This window comes from Ferrimonas sp. SCSIO 43195 (assembly GCF_023716685.1).
Taxonomy (GTDB): Bacteria; Pseudomonadota; Gammaproteobacteria; order Enterobacterales; family Shewanellaceae; genus Ferrimonas; species Ferrimonas kyonanensis.
This window is the reverse complement of the sequence record NZ_CP072679.1, coordinates 2624684-2643332: the sequence shown is the minus strand read 5'-3', so window position 1 is coordinate 2643332 and position 18649 is coordinate 2624684. Positions and strand designations below refer to the sequence as shown.

General features: G+C 53.9%; 19 protein-coding genes. 11 read left to right on the top strand and 8 right to left on the bottom strand.

The window, feature by feature from the left end; genetic code table 11:
- The first annotated feature begins 22 nt into the window (after positions 1–22).
- From J8Z22_RS12415 to J8Z22_RS12405, 3 genes are all read left to right on the top strand, one after another.
- Positions 23–862 carry a DUF6279 family lipoprotein gene (locus J8Z22_RS12415; RefSeq protein WP_252006621.1) on the top strand — a complete coding sequence of 280 codons (840 nt, stop codon included), beginning with the start codon at positions 23–25 and terminating at the stop codon, positions 860–862.
- A gap of 70 nt (positions 863–932) precedes the next feature.
- Entirely contained in the window at positions 933–1523 is a 591-nt protein-coding gene (locus J8Z22_RS12410) for a DoxX family protein (protein ID WP_028111933.1), read from the top strand.
- Positions 1524–1797: 274 nt separating this feature from the next.
- A complete protein-coding gene (locus tag J8Z22_RS12405) occupies positions 1798–4977 on the top strand; it encodes an HD domain-containing phosphohydrolase (protein ID WP_252006620.1) in 3180 nt (1059 codons plus the stop codon).
- 7 nt (positions 4978–4984) lie between these two features.
- On the opposite strand, the gene J8Z22_RS12400 is transcribed toward J8Z22_RS12405, so the two are convergent.
- From J8Z22_RS12400 to J8Z22_RS12365, 8 genes are all read right to left on the bottom strand, one after another.
- The gene (locus J8Z22_RS12400; protein ID WP_028111935.1) at positions 4985–5332 is read right to left on the bottom strand and encodes a 5-carboxymethyl-2-hydroxymuconate Delta-isomerase; all 348 of its coding nucleotides are present in this window, start codon (positions 5330–5332) and stop codon (positions 4985–4987) included.
- Positions 5333–5466: 134 nt separating this feature from the next.
- Complete coding sequence (locus tag J8Z22_RS12395) at positions 5467–5823, bottom strand: hypothetical protein (protein WP_028111936.1); 357 nt, start codon at positions 5821–5823, stop codon at positions 5467–5469.
- A gap of 244 nt (positions 5824–6067) precedes the next feature.
- Positions 6068–6499 (bottom strand): hypothetical protein, encoded by a 432-nt coding sequence (locus tag J8Z22_RS12390; protein ID WP_028111937.1) that lies wholly within the window; start codon positions 6497–6499, stop codon positions 6068–6070.
- A 27-nt stretch (positions 6500–6526) separates the two neighbouring features.
- Positions 6527–6946: a hypothetical protein gene (locus tag J8Z22_RS12385; RefSeq protein ID WP_156896930.1), complete on the bottom strand. Its 420-nt coding sequence runs from the start codon at positions 6944–6946 to the stop codon at positions 6527–6529.
- 108 nt (positions 6947–7054) lie between these two features.
- Positions 7055–7411 (bottom strand): hypothetical protein, encoded by a 357-nt coding sequence (locus J8Z22_RS12380; RefSeq protein WP_252006619.1) that lies wholly within the window; start codon positions 7409–7411, stop codon positions 7055–7057.
- A 214-nt stretch (positions 7412–7625) separates the two neighbouring features.
- On the bottom strand, positions 7626–8060 hold the full coding sequence (locus J8Z22_RS12375; protein ID WP_252006618.1) for a DUF3592 domain-containing protein: 435 nt from the start codon (positions 8058–8060) through the stop codon (positions 7626–7628).
- Between the two features lie 163 nt (positions 8061–8223).
- A complete protein-coding gene (locus tag J8Z22_RS12370) occupies positions 8224–8649 on the bottom strand; it encodes a hypothetical protein (RefSeq protein WP_252006617.1) in 426 nt (141 codons plus the stop codon).
- A gap of 221 nt (positions 8650–8870) precedes the next feature.
- Positions 8871–9068, bottom strand: coding sequence for a hypothetical protein (locus J8Z22_RS12365; RefSeq protein WP_156896933.1), 198 nt, complete (start codon positions 9066–9068; stop codon positions 8871–8873).
- A gap of 733 nt (positions 9069–9801) precedes the next feature.
- Between J8Z22_RS12365 and J8Z22_RS12360 the strand changes: the two genes are divergently transcribed.
- The 8 genes from J8Z22_RS12360 to J8Z22_RS12325 all read left to right on the top strand — a co-directional run bounded on the left by J8Z22_RS12360 (position 9802) and on the right by J8Z22_RS12325 (position 18645).
- Positions 9802–10350: an NAD(P)H nitroreductase gene (locus J8Z22_RS12360; RefSeq protein WP_252006616.1), complete on the top strand. Its 549-nt coding sequence runs from the start codon at positions 9802–9804 to the stop codon at positions 10348–10350.
- A gap of 117 nt (positions 10351–10467) precedes the next feature.
- The gene (gene sbcD, locus J8Z22_RS12355) at positions 10468–11715 is read left to right on the top strand and encodes an exonuclease subunit SbcD (RefSeq protein ID WP_252006615.1); all 1248 of its coding nucleotides are present in this window, start codon (positions 10468–10470) and stop codon (positions 11713–11715) included.
- Positions 11712–15425: an AAA family ATPase gene (locus tag J8Z22_RS12350; protein ID WP_252006614.1), complete on the top strand. Its 3714-nt coding sequence runs from the start codon at positions 11712–11714 to the stop codon at positions 15423–15425. Before sbcD ends, J8Z22_RS12350 begins: the two co-directional genes overlap by 4 nt.
- Positions 15426–15471: 46 nt before the next feature.
- Entirely contained in the window at positions 15472–16317 is an 846-nt protein-coding gene (locus tag J8Z22_RS12345) for a mechanosensitive ion channel family protein (RefSeq protein WP_028111943.1), read from the top strand.
- A 194-nt stretch (positions 16318–16511) separates the two neighbouring features.
- Positions 16512–16844 carry a hypothetical protein gene (locus J8Z22_RS12340; RefSeq protein ID WP_252006613.1) on the top strand — a complete coding sequence of 111 codons (333 nt, stop codon included), beginning with the start codon at positions 16512–16514 and terminating at the stop codon, positions 16842–16844.
- A 172-nt stretch (positions 16845–17016) separates the two neighbouring features.
- Positions 17017–17655, top strand: coding sequence for a CatB-related O-acetyltransferase (locus J8Z22_RS12335; protein WP_252006612.1), 639 nt, complete (start codon positions 17017–17019; stop codon positions 17653–17655).
- Positions 17656–17745: 90 nt separating this feature from the next.
- Complete coding sequence (locus tag J8Z22_RS12330) at positions 17746–18144, top strand: DUF2750 domain-containing protein (RefSeq protein WP_028111946.1); 399 nt, start codon at positions 17746–17748, stop codon at positions 18142–18144.
- A 36-nt stretch (positions 18145–18180) separates the two neighbouring features.
- The gene (locus J8Z22_RS12325) at positions 18181–18645 is read left to right on the top strand and encodes an isoprenylcysteine carboxylmethyltransferase family protein (RefSeq protein ID WP_252006611.1); all 465 of its coding nucleotides are present in this window, start codon (positions 18181–18183) and stop codon (positions 18643–18645) included.
- Positions 18646–18649: the final 4 nt, after the last annotated feature.

Sequence of the window (18649 nt, the reverse complement as noted above, 5' to 3'; positions counted from 1 at the left end):
TGGCACCAATAGGGAGAAGTGAGTGAAGGCACGAGGGTTAGTGATTGTTGCTCTGGCGGTAGTGTTGAGCGGCTGCAGCACCAAGTTTGTCTATAACTGGCTGGATTGGATCATCGAGTGGCAGGTCGAGGATTACGTCGATCTCGATCGTGATCAGGAACGCCAGTTGCAGCGGATGATCGACGATTTGCTGGAGTGGCACCGATACGATGAGCTGCCTAAATACCATGCCCAACTGCACCAGCTCCGCACCCAGTTGGATCAGGGGTTCAGCGCCGAGGATGCCCAGGCGCACCTGACTCAGCTCGAACAACACTGGTTTGGTATCTTTGATCATCTGATGCCCAAGCTGGTGCCGCTGCTGCAGTCGTTCAGCGACGCTCAGGTGCAACAGATGATGACGGTGATCAGGGAGGAGAATCAGAAGGACATCGACCGGTATCTGAAGCGGGATCTGGACGACAGGGTTGTCAGTTCCAACAAGCGCATGGCCAAGAGCCTGAAGCGCTGGGTGGGTAAGTTGACACCGATGCAGGCGCAGGCGGTGGATGACTTTAATCGTCAGCGCCATCAATCGATGGACTTGTGGGTGGCCTATCGGGAAGCGTGGCAGGAGCGCTTTCATCAGGCGATGCTCAATCGAGCCGATGGGGCGGAACTGCGACGCGAACTGGCGGTGCTGCTGGTGAACCCGGACAGCGTGCGGCCGCAGGAATACAAAGACCAGCTGAGCGTCAATCAGCACCTGTTCGCCGAGTCGTTGGTGGAGATCAACAACAGCCTGACAGGAAAACAGCGCAAAAGACTGAATCGTCAACTAGGATCCTTGATAGATGATCTCGCTGATTTATCGAAAAAATAGCTTTTTTTGAAAGCCGGAGAGCGCGGTACCGGTCTACCCTGTCAGTAGTCAAAGTTAAAGGAACACGGTTATGCAGGCTCTGATCTCCCTGTGGCAAGGATTCTTTCGCGCAACCCAATCTCTGGAAGGGCTGGCGCCCTTGGCCCTTCGGCTGTATCTGGCCCCAATCTTTATTCAGGCCGGTTACAACAAGCTCAGTCATTTCGAAGACACCGCCGCCTGGTTCGGTAATCCGGAGTGGGGATTGGGTTTGCCGTTTCCGGAGTTGATGGCCGGTCTGGCGGCCGGTACCGAGTTCTTTGGCGGCATTCTGCTGATTGTGGGTTTGTTCACCCGGCTCATTAGCTTGCCGTTGATGGTGACCATGCTGGTGGCGGCGTTTGCCGTGCACTGGGAAAATGGCTGGTTGGCCATTGCCGATGCCTCCAGCTGGCTGGCCAATGAGCAGGTAATGGCGGCCCCGGAAAAACTCGATCGGGCCAAGGCGATTCTTGAGGAGTACGGCAACTACGACTGGCTGACGTCCTCTGGCAAGCTGGTGATTCTCAATAACGGCATCGAGTTTTCCATTACCTATTTCGTGATGCTGTTGGCGCTTTATTTCCTGGGCGGTGGCAAATACACCAGCCTGGATCATTTCTTTGGCCCTAAACAGCGTTAGCTTCTCCTAGGCCGTGCCCGCGGCAAGCGGGCGCGGTGCACTCGAGTGCTGCCAGCATCGATTCGCCGATTCCCGAAAATCAATAATTGTCTATTTAATGGGCATTTATCTCTTCTCATGCCACCCAAATCCAGTTAGTTTTAGAACCATAGACAAGAGATTGTGAGCAGGTATGGGCGCCGGCAGTGGATTGCCATCGTTCCTTCATTCTGTCCCCTTAGATGGCTTGCGTCACACCCTCGATTAAAGGACTAACGGAGAGGGAGACGGTTCTATGTCCCATACTGCGCCCAAAGGCGTGTCCATTCGGGTTACCGTGGTGTTTGTGTTTGTTATCGGCACCCTGATCACCGCCGCCTGTGCCATTGGGCTGCAGTATCTGTTCGCCTCCAAACTGGCTACCGAAGCGGTGACCACGCAAGCAACCATGCTGGCCAATACCACTCGGGATCGGGTGAATGACGTCAGCACCAAAGCCGCTCACAGTGTCGAACTGTTGGCCCACAATGCCGCGTTGATTGATAACGGTCAGGTTCAGGTGGGTGAGGTGGACCCGTTGTTTGCCAGTTTGCTGGAAAATAACGGGGAGTTTTACGCGGTCTATCTGGGGCTGGCCAATGGCGATTTCTATGAGCTGATTAACCTGGAAGCCAGCCCTCAGATCCGGCAGCGGCTGGGCGCATCCTTGGTGGACAGATTCGTCAAAGTGATCATTCAGGACCGTCAGGGCCAGCGCGTTAAGCAGACCCTGTTTCTGGACGACGGCCTTAGAGTCAGTCGCCGCACAGAAGTGGTGTCAGACTACGATGCCCGCACCCGGCCCTGGTATCAGATCGCCTCAACCTATCAGGCCAAGCGCACCGAACCCTACCTGTTTCAGCACCTTCAAGCCCCGGGGCAGACGTTCTCCATGAAGAATGCCGACAGCGGGGTAGTGGTGGCGGTCGACATTGCCTTGTCGACCATGTCGGCTTTCCTATCGTCACAATTGAACAACGGCACGCCCATTCACGGAGGGGAAGCCTTCCTGTTTGCCGGCGACGGTCGTCTGTTTGCCTCTAATCAGGCGGTGGCGGTTGAGCAGCGGCGAACTCTGGCGCCGGTACCGCTAACGGACAGCGAGCGCGCCTACCTGAAATCCATCAACCCGGTGACCGTCTCCAACGAGCGTGACTGGGCGCCGCTGGACTACGCCATCTCCGGTCAGCCTCGAGGCTACGTGGTGGAGCTGACCCAAATGCTGGCCGCCAGCCTGGGATTGAATGTGGAATACATCAATGGCGTGTCCTGGTCTGAGTTAACTGCGCACTTTGATGCCGGCCACATCGATGTACTGGCGCCGGTGTACCGCACCGATGAAAACCGAAGCTGGGGCGTGTTTTCCGACCCGTTGGTGGCGATGCCGATGGCACTGGCAACCCGCAGTGACGCACCGGCCTATACCAGCCTTGCCGACTTGCGTGGCCGGATCATTGCTGTGCCGGCTGGGTGGTCCATCGTGCCGGAGATTCGCCGCCATCATCCACAGATCGGGATTTTGGAGGTGGCCTCGGTAGCCGAAGCTATGCGGGCGGTGATTGAGGGCGACGCCGAGGCGGCATTGGAAACCGAAGTCACCCTGACTTACCACCAACGAGTGTTTTACCTGTCCGGGTTAACGATTCATACCGGCATCGATGTTGGCGACATCGCGTTTGATTCCGACCTGAGGTTCGTATTTCAGCCTGAATTGGCGCCCTTGGCGCCACTGATGAATCGCGCCCTGGCTCGGGTGAGCGACCAGGATCGTGCTTACCTGGAAAATCGTTGGCTTAACCCCGATGACGCCACCGAAGCCAGCCTGTCCAACACCGTGCCGTATCAGGCGCTGACGGCTCTGGCCGCTGCTCCGGACAGCCAGGAGACGTTAGTGGAGATGTCCATCAATGGGCGAGATCGCTTTGTGCTGATCGCTCCTCTGGGCTATGGCCATGACAGCTACTTTGGCTTGGTGCTCGATGCCGATGATGTGCTGGCGGCCAGCCGTCAGGAGGTGTACCTGTCTATCGCGGTCAGCTCGTTGATCATCCTGCTAATGTTGCCGCTGTGCTACGTGCTGGCGAACCCCATCGTTAATCCGATACGGGATTTGGCCGCAGAAAACCGCAAAATTAAACGGCGTCAGTATCATCTGGTCAGCAAGCGCCATTCGGTGATTAAGGAAATTGATGATCTGGCCGATTCCTTGGTGGACATGTCCACCGCCATAGCCACCCATGAGGCCCAGCAACAAAAGTTGATGGACTCCTTCATTGAGGTGATTGCTCAGGCCATCGATGACAAATCCCCTTACACCGGCGGACACTGTCGGCGGGTGCCGGAGCTCGGGCTGATGCTGGCTGAACAAGCCAGCCGCAGCGTCGCGCCACCGTTTGACGGCTTTTCTATCGACAACAAAGACAAATACCGAGAATTCAGGCTGGCAGCCTGGTTGCATGATTGCGGCAAGATCAGCACGCCGGAACACGTGGTGGATAAGGGCAGTAAGCTGGAGACTAACTACAACCGCATCCATGAGATTCGGACTCGGTTCGAGGTGTTGTGGCGTGATTGTGAGATTGCCTATTTGAATGCCTGCCTTGAGCGCCCCGATGACCACCAGGCCGCCTTGGCCCGCAAGCTCAGTGAACAGAACACGCTGCAGCAGGAGTTTGAGTTTGTGGCCAACTGCAACGTCGGCAGTGAGTTTATGGGTGAGGACAAAGTGCAGCGCCTGCACCGCATCGGTGACCGCACCTGGACTCGCCATTTCGACGACCGGCTCGGGTTGTCGCCAGCGGAAGAGCGGCGTCTTCAGCCTCCGGTGTCGGCAAATAAGCGGTTGCCGGTGACTGAAAGGTTGTTGGCAGACAAGCCGGAACACCGCATTTCCTGGCCACGTCGGCCGGAGTATGACCCGAAACTGGGGATTACCCTGGAGCCAACAGAACTGCAGAATCAACTGGGTGAGCTGTACAACCTAAGTGTCAGCAAGGGCACGCTCAATAGCGAAGAGCGTTTCCGTATCAACGAGCACATGGTGGGCACCATCAAGATCCTCGAGAGCCTGCCGTTTCCTCCGGAGCTGGCCAATGTGCCCCGGTTTGCTTCAACCCACCATGAAACCCTGAAGGGCACTGGTTACCCCAGACAGTTAAAGGCCGAAGATCTGTCTATTGGCGAACGCATCTTGGTGCTGGCGGATGTGTTTGAGGCGTTAACCGCCGACGACCGGCCCTATAAAAAGGCCAAGCCACTGAGTGTCGCTATCGACATTCTGCATAAGATGGTGCTGGATGAGCACGTGGATCCCAAGGTATTTTCGCTGTTCCTGTCCAGTGGCGTGTACCTGACATACGCCCGTGAGTATCTGTCTGAGGCGCAGATTGATGAGGTGGACGTAGAGGCCTATCTGAATCCGCGCCGTTCGGCCTGACCCTGGGTCAGGTCAGCATGCGCCGATTGCAGTAGCTGGCTTTTTCAAATTCAGACACGTTCATGGCGATGTTGGCAACCTCTGGATAGCGCTGGCTCAGCAGGCTAACTACGGCTCGCGACAGCGCCGCTTTCTGCTCGGTGCTGCGTCCACTCATAATAGAGGCGAATACGTGGATGAAGGTGGCGTCAGAACCACCCACCAAACCGCTGGAGAAGGGGCGAACCCGTACCTTAATGTCGGCTTCATTAAACAGACCGCTATCAACGGCAACCCGGTGTAAGTCGACGAGGACGCTGGCCTCATCATAGTGATGCAGGACCTCGGCGGAGCAGTCCATGACAAAGTGGGGCATAAGGGGCCTCGGTGGCTGGAATAGAATCGGCATCATAGCATGGCCGGTTCTGAGTTCGAATGGGGCAGGGCACTGACAGTTAATGGATTATTGCAAGGGACAACTTCAATTTCAGCCAGGAGTACTTTTAACAATTATGGTTCTATCCAGGTCACATTGGTTTTCTCGATACCAAGCCCCTGTTTAAATTTTTCTGGAAACGTTAAGTTGGGTTTTCCGACCCAACCACGTTCAACAAACAAATTATAACCATTGTTTGTTTTTTCATAGCGAACTGCAGACAGCCAGATGCTGTCCCATTGTCCTAAAAATTCAAGCTCATCTAAATTAGAAGGGTATGAACCATTTCTAACTTTATGGAGCTCAATGATTGAAACTGCAGAAACAAAATTCTGAGTACCAAAAATCTTGTTGGGAACAGGAATGGCCACATCTAAGTCACAGCCAGATAGTAGCATGACAAAGAACATTGATATAAAGAGTTTACGCATTACTTAAAAATCCATATTAAAGAACAGATTAATCTTATTCATTAAGAGTCTGTAATCTATTTTTTCTCTCTGTTTATTACCTTGTAAATATTGTTTTAATTAAGTAAGGTCAAAGCCAGGACCGCTTAGGAGGCTAAATCTGCCTCTGAAGCCTAAGAGAGTTCTTAGCTTTAAAATCCGTTCTGTAGTTGTCGGGTCGGTTACAATTAACCCATTAAGTGAGAAATGCTACGCCTGTTTACTCCTAAAGATTTTCGGCCCATTTCGACCAAAAGCCAGGTTCATCGTGATGCTTGTTCTTATTAGCCATTTCCAGTGTGAAATATCCGAATAAAACATATTTTATTTTCATCGTTCCATCTGGGTTTTCCAGATATTCGGATAGTTTAATAAAATCGCTATTGTTTTCATCATAGGGTACATCTAGATACAAGGAACCACTGTATGACGAGTAACCATTTTCACTGGCTTCTCCGGCACAGGGTTGGTAAGGGATATTGTTTTCCTCTAACCATCGTATAACACTTGCTCTAGTTACATGATCTTCGTAATCAAATAGTAAATCACCTAAAATAGAGTCGTCTTCACACTTGTTTTCATTGGTGAAGACAAGGTAAAGAACATCTCTGTTCTTCATCCTTGCAATTTTATCTATATGTTCTATTAGTTGGGGCATATTTACTTCCTTGAATTTTGGTGTCCACTAAAACGGGTCGGCTTCACTGTCAGGTGTCAGTGATTGTTGAGTGTGAACTTTTTCGAGCACTAGATACTTCTCCTCGCACTCAGCAAAAAACGTATATGGGTTAATGCTATTGCCATAGTTTTGAATCAGCAAAATTCCATCTTCCATCAAAGCGCTTATCTCTTTATTACCGACAGACTCTGAAGAAACTAAACCAGAAAAAAACATATACTGTTCTTTTAGGATGGCATGGCCAGTAATAGAGCGTGCATCTGTTGTAACCTTATAAAGGTTGTCATTGCTACCTTGTGACAACTCAATCGTTAGATTACATGAACTTGGTGCTGAGCTCTCATAATGCCCAAGAATAGACTTAGGTATTTCGGCATATGCAGGAACTGATAGAAAAAACACTATCAGATAATTCAGTGGTTTCAAATTACCTCCTGACACATAACGTTCCACTTAGCTGGAGCCGATTGTCCGGCTATATTCGGCGAGGCACGAATGCAGCCGGGCTGGCTGAAAATCTCCTACGGTGGCTTGTTAACTACCACTTGTGCTGTAATTTACTGTTACTGAGCCAAACCAGCCCCACACTCGCTCTGACTTGTACTCAGATCCGTCTAGCACATGATGAATGATTAATGTATTTTCAGAAGCCCAGCTTACTGTAGGAGCAACGTCCTTTGGGTGACCATCTATGATAAAGATATTTCCAGCGGAGTCGGTTAAGTCATCATTAAACTGTAAGATTGAAATTTGTGTATTGAAGCCAGTAGTGGCACCACAATCTCTTTGAAAAATAACCGCTCGATAACTTTCGTCTGGATTAGGAATAGAGGCATACTCAATATTATCGCATTCACCAACGAAGCTGCTTAATGCAATACGCAGCATCATTAGAATTGACAACCCCAGAAGGCACGAACCTAGAGTCCAAATTATAATTTTTTTCATAATCTTAGTAGGTGCTTAATGCCGCCGTAAGCGGTGATTAGCAGTTGGATAAAGTATGGTGCAAAGCGGCATCGAGCCAACTTATTCGAAGAGTTCTGACCATAAGGAATATTTCAATCAGACATCCCTTATGAGGGAGCTCTAAAGCTACCGCATCTTACGCATTGCGGACTCTTAAAAAATAAATACTCAACGAGCCTAGCCAACAGACTGTCGAAAACAAAGCAGCAAAAGAGGTTAGCCCATATATAGAGAAGAAATTCAGTAATCTAGGTTTTCCTGTTTCTTCACTAACGATGACATCAACGGTGTCTCCTATAAAATATTTTTGAGGACTCGATGATAAACTTGATACAAACTGCTCTGTTTCACCTTCCCCTCTTTGAAAAGTAATTATCGGTGTATGCATGCCGCTAGCGCTTATTTTTGACTCGACTACCAAACCCTTAGTTACAGTTGAAGCAGACAAATTTTTAATCGTATCAAAATATAGATAGAAAGAAAGAAGGCCTGTAAACAAAGCTATTGATACTGCAATAGCCAAATGAATTTTAGGTCGCGGGTTCCATTCATAGCTAAAACGAAGAGTCATAACGATTTCTCAGTTGATGCATAATGCCCACTAAATGGGATTTTCTAGTGGGCTAAGGTCGATCTTAAAATGGGTGGTTATTTAATTTAATAAATACAGATTCTATCGATGAAATGAAAAGGATCATGCGTTTGGTATCTGTCTTAAATGCTTTGTCATAACTCTATTTATCGATAAAAATACAGCTTTCTGATTCACCTTTGCCATTAGTTCTAAATATATAATCAAAGTGCATATTTGCAGTGTTTCGATAGTATTTAATATCAAAGCCTCTATTTCTATCTCCTCTAACGGAATAACCGCTTACAAAAGAATCGGTAATATTAGATTCTTCAACTTGACCATTCGGTGACGGTTTCGATAAACTAAGAACCGTGAGTTCATGATTAAATTTGTCAAATATTAGAGCCTGGTGTGCGATATGTTTGACATACTTTCCACCTTGAAGCTTGAAATCTTCGTAGGAACACTGGAAGTATCCTGAATCCTTTAACACTGACTCAAATTCAGCTTTTGCAATATCTTGTTTAGAAGCACATCCAGCCAAACCAAATAAAACCACCAATGATACAAATAGCTTAATTTTCATTATTTCACCTAATTTAATTCATGAATGATTAACAGTGTATTAGCCTAGAATGGCTGCCAGTATGTAAACGAATTTTGCGAATGACATCGAGTTATAACGCTCCTCTTAGCGGAAGCAGACCGCTCGGCGATACTCAGCGAGGAACGAGCGAAGCCGGTCTGGATGAAGTCCGTCTACAGAGCCTTGTTAAATTGGAGACTCTAGCTCTTAGGCTTCTTTCTCTATAAGAACTCGCTAATAAGATTAACACCAATAGCAGCAATAGCCGCTGGACCGATATAGGTCCAAATTGCTAAGTTTGATTTAACCTCTTTTAACTCTTTAGCTACTGCCTCCTCTTTTGCCTCGATGCTCATTACTGCCAATGTAGAACTATCTAAAACATCAAACAGTAATGCCGCCAGAAGAATAAAAGCCAAACCATAGATCCACAAACTATGATGTTTATGGCCATAGTTTCCATACTATGCCTCTCAATTTAACATCTACTATGCGGCGCTTGTGCGCCTATCATCCTTCGAAATCTTGCCGTCTATCATTCCCGGTGGATCTGCGGCGTTCAGGGGCAACGGCTTGTTCTTAAATGCCTTACACGGAATTTGGCTGTTGTCGCCACAGCACCAAAGGCGGATTGTGCTTGATAAAAAGCGGCGGTTTACTGGAACGGTGTGGGTGCACAGTCAAAACCGTTCGTTAGCGGCCGCAAACCTGTAACTTAATGAAATATAGGGGTAATGGCATTCGCAAATGGGTCTTTTGGCCGAGCTCCGCCGTAGGGCGACGATGATTTCACCCCATAGTGACTGTATTCTCAGCTATCTAGCTGATTTTTATGGGCGTTAACGCTACACCCTTAGGTGAATGGTTTAAAGCACATGCGGGGCAAAGTGTGGCATCGGTGGTTACATTCGTTTAATCGCATCAGTCGGTGAGGTTTTCCTTCCATTTTTCTTTAAGGAAACGGGCTTGAACCCGAGCCTTGTGGTCGTTTGACCGATTGATGGTGTTGGCGCAGTGCCAGTGCCTCTGTTGATTGCCGAAAAGGGGATGGGCGAACCGCCAAGGGCGTTGCCAAAGTGCCTCATCGATTTAGGAAACGCCGCCGGATTTTGCTAGAGTACTCCGGTAACTGATTCTCAATAAGGAAAGGCAATGGATGCCCTGACACTCCTGACCACTCGACACTCCACCCCCCGCCTGACGTTTCCTGCGCCGACGCCCCAGCAGTTGGATGTGATTTTCGATGCCGGCGCCCGAGTGCCGGATCACGCCGGCCTCACGCCCTGGGAATTCATTCTGGCCCAGGAGGAAGGCTTAAACCGCCTGGGTGAGATTTTCTTCGATGCCGCCCAGGCCAGGGGAGAGCAGGGCGAAGCACTGGCGCGGGCCCGGTTGTTGCCGACCCGGGCGCCGGTGGTGGTCATTGTGGTGTCGAGATTATCGGAGCACCCGAAAGTACCGGCCATGGAGCAGCACCTTAGCGCCGGTTGTGCGGTGATGGCGATGCAGATGGCGGCTCAGGCTCAGGGATTGGGCGGGATCTGGCGTACTGGCAGTTACGCCACCGATCCTGTGGTGCGCCGGGCGCTGAATGTGGACGGCGAGGACCAGATTGTTGGCTTTTTGTATCTGGGTACCCCGGTCAGCAAGGTGACTCCAAAGCGGGCTCTGGATGGGGCTCGGTTCGTAAAACTGCTGTAACAGGTTAATCGGGCTCATGGAGGTCATGAGTCCGAAATATTGACCCGTCGCACCCTGTATCCGAGTCCGGATTAGGGGTATCCTTTTGTTTTTCCATTATGCTTCGCGACCAACCTGATGCGCATACTCCACACCTCTGACTGGCACCTGGGTCAGCATTTTTATAATAAAAGCCGGGCACTCGAGCATTTCGCTTTCTTTGATTGGCTGATGGGCCAGATTGATGAACTGAGTATCGACGCGGTCATTGTCGCCGGAGACATCTTTGATACCGGTACCCCGCCTTCCTATGCCCGCGAGTTGTACAACGCGCTGGTGGTCGCCATGCAGAAACAAGGCTGCCAGTTGGTGGTATTGGCCGGTAATCACGACTCGGTCGCCACGCTGAATGAGAGCCGGGAGTTGCTGGCGTACATGAACACTCAGGTGGTCGCGGCGCCCGCCGATGATCTCAGTCAGCAGGTGCTTGAGCTAAAAGACAAGCAGGGCCAGGTTGGGGCGCTGGTGTGCGCGGTGCCGTATTTGCGTCCCCGTGATGTGATGCGCAGCAGTGCCGGGCTGGACGATCAGCAAAAGCGTCAGGCGCTGCAACAGGGCATTGCCGATCACTATCAGCAGGTGTTTGCGCTGGCGCAGCAGCGCCGCGCCGAACTGGATCGGGCGCTGCCAATCATCGCTACTGGCCACCTGACCACCATCGGTGCTTCCTGCAGTGACTCGGTGCGAGACATCTATGTGGGCACTCTGGATGCGTTTTCTGCCAGTCAGTTTCCACAGGCCGATTACGTGGCTCTGGGCCACATTCACCGCAGTCAGCGGGTTACCGAGTCGGAGCACATTCGCTACAGCGGTTCGCCGATTCCCCTGAGTTTCGATGAACTCTCCAGTGCCAAATCGGTGTTGATGGTGGAGTTCGAGCAGGGGCGTCTGGGGTCGGTCACGCCGGTGGAGATCCCCCGTTTTCAGCCCATGGCGGTGGTGAAAGGCGATCTGGGACAGATACAGGAATCGCTGCAGCAGTTTGCCGATCATGACGGCGCCGCGCCGGTGTGGCTGGATATCGAGGTGGTCAGTGACGATTACCTGAATGATCTTCAGCCGCGCATCGAAGCGATGATTGCCGAGCTGCCGGTGGAGGTGCTGTTGCTCAGACGGGCTCGAAGCCAGCCTAGGGGCACATTGGCGCAGCAACAGAAGGAGACGCTGGCGGAGCTCAGCATCGATGAAGTGTTTGCCCGCCGGCTCCAGAATGAAACCTTTGATGGCGATCAGGGTGAGGTTAGAAAAGAGCGGCTTAATACCTTGTTTGCTCAGGTGGTCGAGCAGCTGCAACACACCGATACCGAGCAGGAGGCGTCGTCATGAAAATTTTGTCGCTGCGGTTTAAAAACCTCAACTCCCTTAAGGGCGAGTGGAAAATTGATTTCTCCCAGGAGCCCTTTGCCAGCAATGGCCTGTTTGCCATTACCGGCCCCACCGGCGCCGGTAAAACCACCTTGCTGGATGCCATCTGTCTGGCGCTGTACCACCAGACACCCAGGCTGTCGGTGTCGCCTACCCAGAATGAATTGATGACCCGCGGTTGTGGTGAATGCCTGGCGGAGGTGGAGTTTGAAGTCAAAGGCGAGGCCTACCGGGCTTACTGGAGTCAGCGCCGCGCCCGCCTGGCCGCCGATGGCAAACTGCAGCCGCCAATGGTGGAATTGGCGCGGGTGGCCGACGACAGCATTTTGGCTGAGAAGATCAAAGATAAGCTGGAGCTGGTGTCCAGCCTCACTGGCCTGGATTTTGCCCGTTTTACCAAATCGATGTTGCTGTCCCAGGGGCAGTTCGCCGCCTTCCTCAACGCCAGTGCCAACGAGCGGGCCGAATTGTTGGAGGAGCTGACCGGCACCGAGATCTACGGCCGCATTTCAGAGCAGGTGTTTGATAACCATAAACAGGCGCGTCAGCAGCTGGAGACCCTTAAGGCTCGGGCCGAAGGGGTGAATCTGCTCGACGAGGAGCAACGCGAGCAGTTGCAGTCGCGCCGCGGTGCCGATCGTCTCAAGGAGCAGGGGCTGCAGGTGCAGATCACCGAGCTCAAAGGTCAGCAGCGCTGGCTGCAGACTGAGGCGGATCTGGAAGTCGCCCAAGAGCAGGCGCTGGCGCAGCTGCAAAAGAGTAAGGATGAGGCCGAGCGGCAGCAACCGGCGTTAACCACCCTGGCTCGCAGCGAACCCGCCGAACGGTTGCGACCCCGTCTTAATGAGGTGCGTCAGCATGAGCTGGCCGTGGCAGAGCACAATCGTGAGCTAGAGAGTCGTAAGAAAGCGTTGTTGCAGTGGAAACTGCAGGGCGAACAGGCCCAGCAGGCGTACCTAGCGGCCCAGCAGGCGCAGGCGGCGGCCCAGGCCGATAAAGAGCGGTGTGAATCGCTGCTGGCCAAGGTGATTCCTATCGATACCCAGTTGGCCCAGCTCGATACCCAGCACCAGCAGGCCAAAGCGCAGTTGGAGAAACGTCACCTTGCCTGGCAGGAGTCTGAGGAGCGGGTAAAACAGAGTGAGCTCAGCCTGAGCCAGTTACTGGAACAGCTCAGTGACAGCGAAACCTATCTGCAGGCCCACCAACACCACAGTGAGTTGGGCGGCCATCTGTCCGCCTGGCGGACTCAGTTGACTCAATTGCAGCAGTGGCAGCAGCAGCAAAACAAGCTAAAACCAGAACTGTCTGGCGTTTCCGCCGGTCTGGCGGAACAGCAGCAGGCCGCCCAGGCACTGGCCCCCGAGTGTGAGCAAAGCCAGGCACACTGGCAGCAGGCCCAGACGCTGCTTGAGCAAGCCTCACAGGCACTGACCCAGGCGCAGGCCGAAATGGACGAGCCGGCGCTGCGGCACAAGCTGACTCAGCTCGATGACGGGGTCGATGGCCGGGCGCAGTTGACCCAGTTAAACCGGCAGTTTATCGAGCAGAGCCAACAGGCCGATGAGCTGGAGGCCAGTCGTAACAGCCTGCAGCAGGCCCAGTCCGAGATTGAGACCCAGTTAAAGCAGAAGCGCCAGGACTACAAGGCTCAAGCGCTGCAGCTTAAAGATGTGACCACGCTGCTGGAGCAGGAGCGGAAGATCGCCTCGCTGGAGGCACAGCGGCAACAGCTGCAGTCCGGCCAGGCTTGCCCCCTGTGCGGTGCCACCGAGCATCCGGCCATTGCCGAGTACCAGGCCATCGAGATCAGTGACACCGAACGCCGCCGGGATGCGCTGCAGACACAGGTCGAAGCCTTGCGCAGTGCCGGCGTCGAGCTGAAAACCCGCCAGGAGCATGGGCTGCAGGCTCTGAAAACCGCCGAGGAGCAGCATCAGCAGGCCAGTCAGCGCCTGGCGGAGCTGGAGCAGCAGTGGCAGCAGCAATGCCTGGAGCTGAAAATCGCCAGTGGCCCCAGCATTCGCGACAGCCAGCGCCTGGAGACCTACCTGCTGCGCTGTAAGCAGCATAAGGCCGAGATAGAGGCGCAACTGGCCAAGCTGGCCCAGTTGCAACAGGCACAGCAACAGGCGCAGCAGCAGGCCGCTAGCGCCGCCGAAACCAAACACCGGCAGGAGTTGGCCCTGAATCAGGCTCGCTCCTCGGTGGCTTCCCTGGAGCAGCAGCAACACACTCTGCAGACTCAGCTGCAACAGCTTGAGGCCGACAGTGACCAACTGTTACAGACGCTGGAGCCACAGCTGCAACGGGTGGGACTGACGCTGCCAGAAGGGAATGATTTTGACCAGTGGCTGGCGCAGCAAACCCAAGCTTGGGAGCGCTGGCAGCAGGCCAGTCAGACTCAGCAGCAACTGGTGACCGAGCGCACCGGGTTGGAGCAGAAACTGGCCGCCTCACAGGAGCAGCTTAAGCAGCAGGCGCTGGAACAACAGGGCGCCGAGGCGGCTGTAACGGCGATTGTCGAGCAGCAGGCGCAGCTCACCGCGCAGCGTACCGAGCTGTTCGGCGACACCGAGGTGGAGGCCGAGCGCCAACGTGTGGCCGAGGCGTTGACCGCGACTGCCGAGCAATTGCAGCAGCAGCAACAGTTGCAACAGCAGTCGCAGCAACAGAGCGCCCAGCTGCAGGGGCAATGCGAGCAGCTTAAGCAGGACGGCCACAAGCTGACCGACCGCTGGACCGAAGCCAGAAAAGCGCTGCAGGGCGAGTTGGCGCTGTCGATGTTCGCCAGTCAAAGCCAGCTTGAACAAGCGCTGCTGGAGCCGGAGCAAAAGGCACAATTGCAGCAGTTGAAACAGCAACTGGAGCGAGATCAGGCCGGCTGTGACGCTCTGGTGAAGGAGTCCCAGCTGCGGTTGAAGGCCCACCAGGAACAACGGCCGCAGGCTCTGGCTGCGACGTTAACCCTGGCACAGATCAACGACACCATGGCTGAACTGAGTGAGTCCAGTCGAGTGCTGATCAGCGCCATGGGCGAAGTTAAGCAGCAGTTGGATGAGGACGCCCGTCGACGGGAGTCGCTGTCGGATCTGTTGGCAGAGATCGAGGCCAGCAAAGCCAGTGTCGATGACTGGGCCCACCTCAACAGCCTGATTGGCTCCCGCGAGGGCGACAAGTTCCGCAAGTTCGCCCAGGGGCTGACCCTGGATCATCTGGTGTATCTGGCTAATCTGCAGTTACAGCGGCTGCATGGCCGTTATCAGCTCAGTCGTCGCCTCGGTGACGATCTGGCGCTGCAGATCAAAGACACCTGGCAAGGGGACGTGGTTCGGGATACCCGTACGCTGTCCGGCGGTGAGAGTTTTCTGGTGAGCCTGGCGCTGGCACTGGGGTTGTCGGATCTGGTTAGCCATAAGACCAGCATCGACTCGCTGTTCCTGGATGAAGGCTTTGGCACCCTCGACGGTGAAACTCTGGATACCGCCCTGGATGCCCTGGATGCGCTAAATGCGTCCGGTAAGATGATCGGCGTCATCAGCCACATCGAAGCGATGAAAGAGCGCATCGGGGTGCAGATCAAAGTGAGTAAGGTCAATGGCCTGGGCGTCAGTCGATTGGCGGCAGACTATCGGGTTACCGAGGTTGGGGAAGTGGAATGCGTTGGCTAATCTATAAAGACAGGGTCAGCGGCAACGAGTAAGGGAGAAACCGCGAATGGATGAAAGCATGTTGGGCCAGGAACTGGCCCAAATGGAAACCGTGTACCGGTTGGTCACTGAGTTTCTGGTGAATTACAGCTTCCAGTTGTTGGGGGCGGTGGTCATCTTCCTGCTGGGGGTGTGGATCGGTGGTAAGGTCTCCAGGGCGGTACTGGCGCTGATGACCCGCCACGAGATCGACGTCACCCTGTCGACTTTTGTGGCCAACATCGTCAAAGTGCTGGTGATTGTGCTGATTGGCATCATCGCCCTGGGCAAACTGGGAATCAGTGTAACGCCGCTGGTGGCCACCATCGGTGCCGCGTCACTGGGGGCCGGGCTGGCATTGCAGGGGATGCTGTCCAACTACGCCGCCGGCATCACCATCATCATTACCCGGCCGTTTGTGGTGGGCAATACCATCACGGTGCAAGGGGTCAGCGGGGTGGTGAAAGAGATTCAACTGGGGTTGACCATGCTCACCAATGAAGATGGCCAGTTGATCAGCATTCCAAATAAACACATTGTCGGTGAAGTGCTGTACAACTCGTTCGAGACGCTGTTGGTTGAGACCGAGATAGGCATCGCCTATGGCAGTGATCCGGAGCAGGCCATCGGCTGTCTGCTGGAGGTGCTCGGTGACAGCCCATTGGTGGACAAGCACCAGGTGCCTCAGGTTGGCATCAACGGTTTTGGCGACAGTGCCATTACCCTGGGGGTACGCTACTGGGTGCCTTATACCCAGTACTACCAAATCAAGTTTCAGACCAATCTGGCCCTGTTTAAAGCCTTAAAGGCTAACAACATTGATATTCCGTTCCCGCAGCGGCATGTCACCTTGCTCAACGACGACAAGAAATAGCCTTGATTGCGGTGTGCCTGAAGGCCACCGCGCCCCCTTCGTTTACCACGTCTCATATCCCTTTATTAGCGGCGATGAATCGTCTTCACGGCAATTCGACCATGGTCTCATTCGGTTGCCATAGGCATCGGTGGCGGTTTGCGCTAGGGTGATAAACGAGTGGTGAACACACTGAGTATTCACAAGGAGTAACGATGAGTGTATGGAGTGTACTCTTGGCGGCGATGGTGCCGATAGCGGCGATGGCGAACGATCCTTGCGCCCGGGTGAAGATCAGTTCTGACTATGGCAATTATGACATCGGCCTGATCAGCGGCGAGCCGGAGGTGATTGAGCTCGGCCACGGTGGCCGCCTGGCGTTTATGGCGTTAACCCAGAGCAGCAGCGGCGGCATCAAGGTCAGCACCGAGATGCTGTCCGGCACCAATCGACTGTCGACCAGCGTGTTGGTGTCACCGGGGCGTCCCTCCTCACTGCAGTTGTCCGGCGTTCAGGTGGACGTCAGCGTCATTGGCGGGACAGAATAATGGTTGCCTGATCCCATAGGTGTTAGACTGGCGATCTTGAATGTAAGCAACTTGCAGTGATCGTCGATGAACCCTCGTCTTAAACAGCCCAGAATTGGTTAGCGTCTCTCTTGCTCTGTGTTGAACTTTCCCGCACGGGAACCTTTCAGAATGAGTGTAATGAGAGAATCAGATGACCAACAATCAAAAACACTGGACCCGGTTTGAGTTACTCCACCAGACGGTTCAGAATCCCCATATTCATATTACCGGTACCCGCAGTTATTACAGCGATTACTGGGATGAGGGCTTTGAGCGCAGTGTGGTGCGTTACCTTCATGGCGATGAACAGACTCGGGATCGTCTGCCGCCCTGGCCGGTGGATCAACTGTACATCGGCGATTGCGTCTGTATCGGCGCCGAAGCGGTGATTCTGATGGGGGGCAATCATACCCACAGGGCCGATTGGTTCTGTTTGTACCCCTTTATGGAACACATAACCGAGGCCTATCAGGGTAAGGGCGACACCCACATTGGCAGTGGCGCCTGGATTGGAATGCGGGCGATGATCATGCCCGGCGTCACTCTGGGGGAGGGCGCGGTGGTGGCGGCCAACAGTGTGGTGACCCGCTCGGTGGCTCCCTACACCATGGTGGGGGGATCGCCGGCCAAGGTGATCAAAACCCGCTTTGACCAGTCGGTCATTGATCGTTTGCTGGCGCTGGGAATTTATGAGTGGGACCAGGACAAGTTTGAGGCGTTGAAACCGTTGCTGTGCAGCAACGACATCGACGCCCTGGAAGCCGCCTTGTCTGCTTACGAGGCCGAATAACGTCCGTGGCCGCCGGTCATGGCGATTGTCATGTTTAATCTGTGCCACCAGGCCGAGGGCCGGTGGCATTTTTTGTAAGGAAAGAGAACGATGTCCAATGTCATCGATGCCGAACTGCTGCAACAACTGAATGGCTTTGATGCCGAGCAGCGGTTGCAGTATCTGCTGAAAACCGCCGTAGACACCCGTCGTCTGTGGTTACTGATTGATGAATATGGCTCGGTCATGTTTAATACCGACGATGAGGATGGGGTGCCGGTCTGGCCCCATCAGCAATTGGCGGAGCAATGGGCCACCGGTGAGTGGTCTCACTGCACCGCGGAGCCGATCTCACTGGCCAAATGGCACAGCCGCTGGACCAACGGCCTGGAGCAGGATCAGCTGGCCGTAATCGCCTTTCCTCATCAACAGGAGGAAGGGGTGGTGTTGTTCCCCGACGAGTTCGATGCCGAGCTGAGTCGACTGGAGAAGAAACAAACCCGGCGTTGAGCCCGAGTCAACCCGGTACGAGTTCAAGGATGAAACATGCAGGAATTGGAACTTAGATTACCGCCGGTGGTGGTGGTGTTGCTGCACGGCCTTGCCGCCTGGTGGCTGGCACAGTGTGCGTTTATGCCGATGGCTCTGGCCGGGGCAGGGGCGCTGGCTGTGCCGCTGGTGCTGGTATTCTTAGGGCTGGTGTTTGGAGTGATGGCGGTGCTGGGCTTTCGCCGACAGCGCACCACGGTCAACCCCACTCGGCCCGGTGATGCCTCTACTTTGGTGACCGCTGGGGTGTATCGATTCAGCCGTAACCCCATGTATCTGGCGCTGTTGCTGTGGTTGTGCGCCTGGAGCCTGGTGTTGGCGGACGGGTTGGCCCTGGCAGCGGTGCCGCTGTTTGTCCTGTATATGAACCGATTCCAGATAGGGCCGGAGGAGCGGGTGATGACCGAGCTGTTTGGTGATGCCTACCGCCAGTATTGTCAACGGGTTCGACGCTGGCTGTAACCAG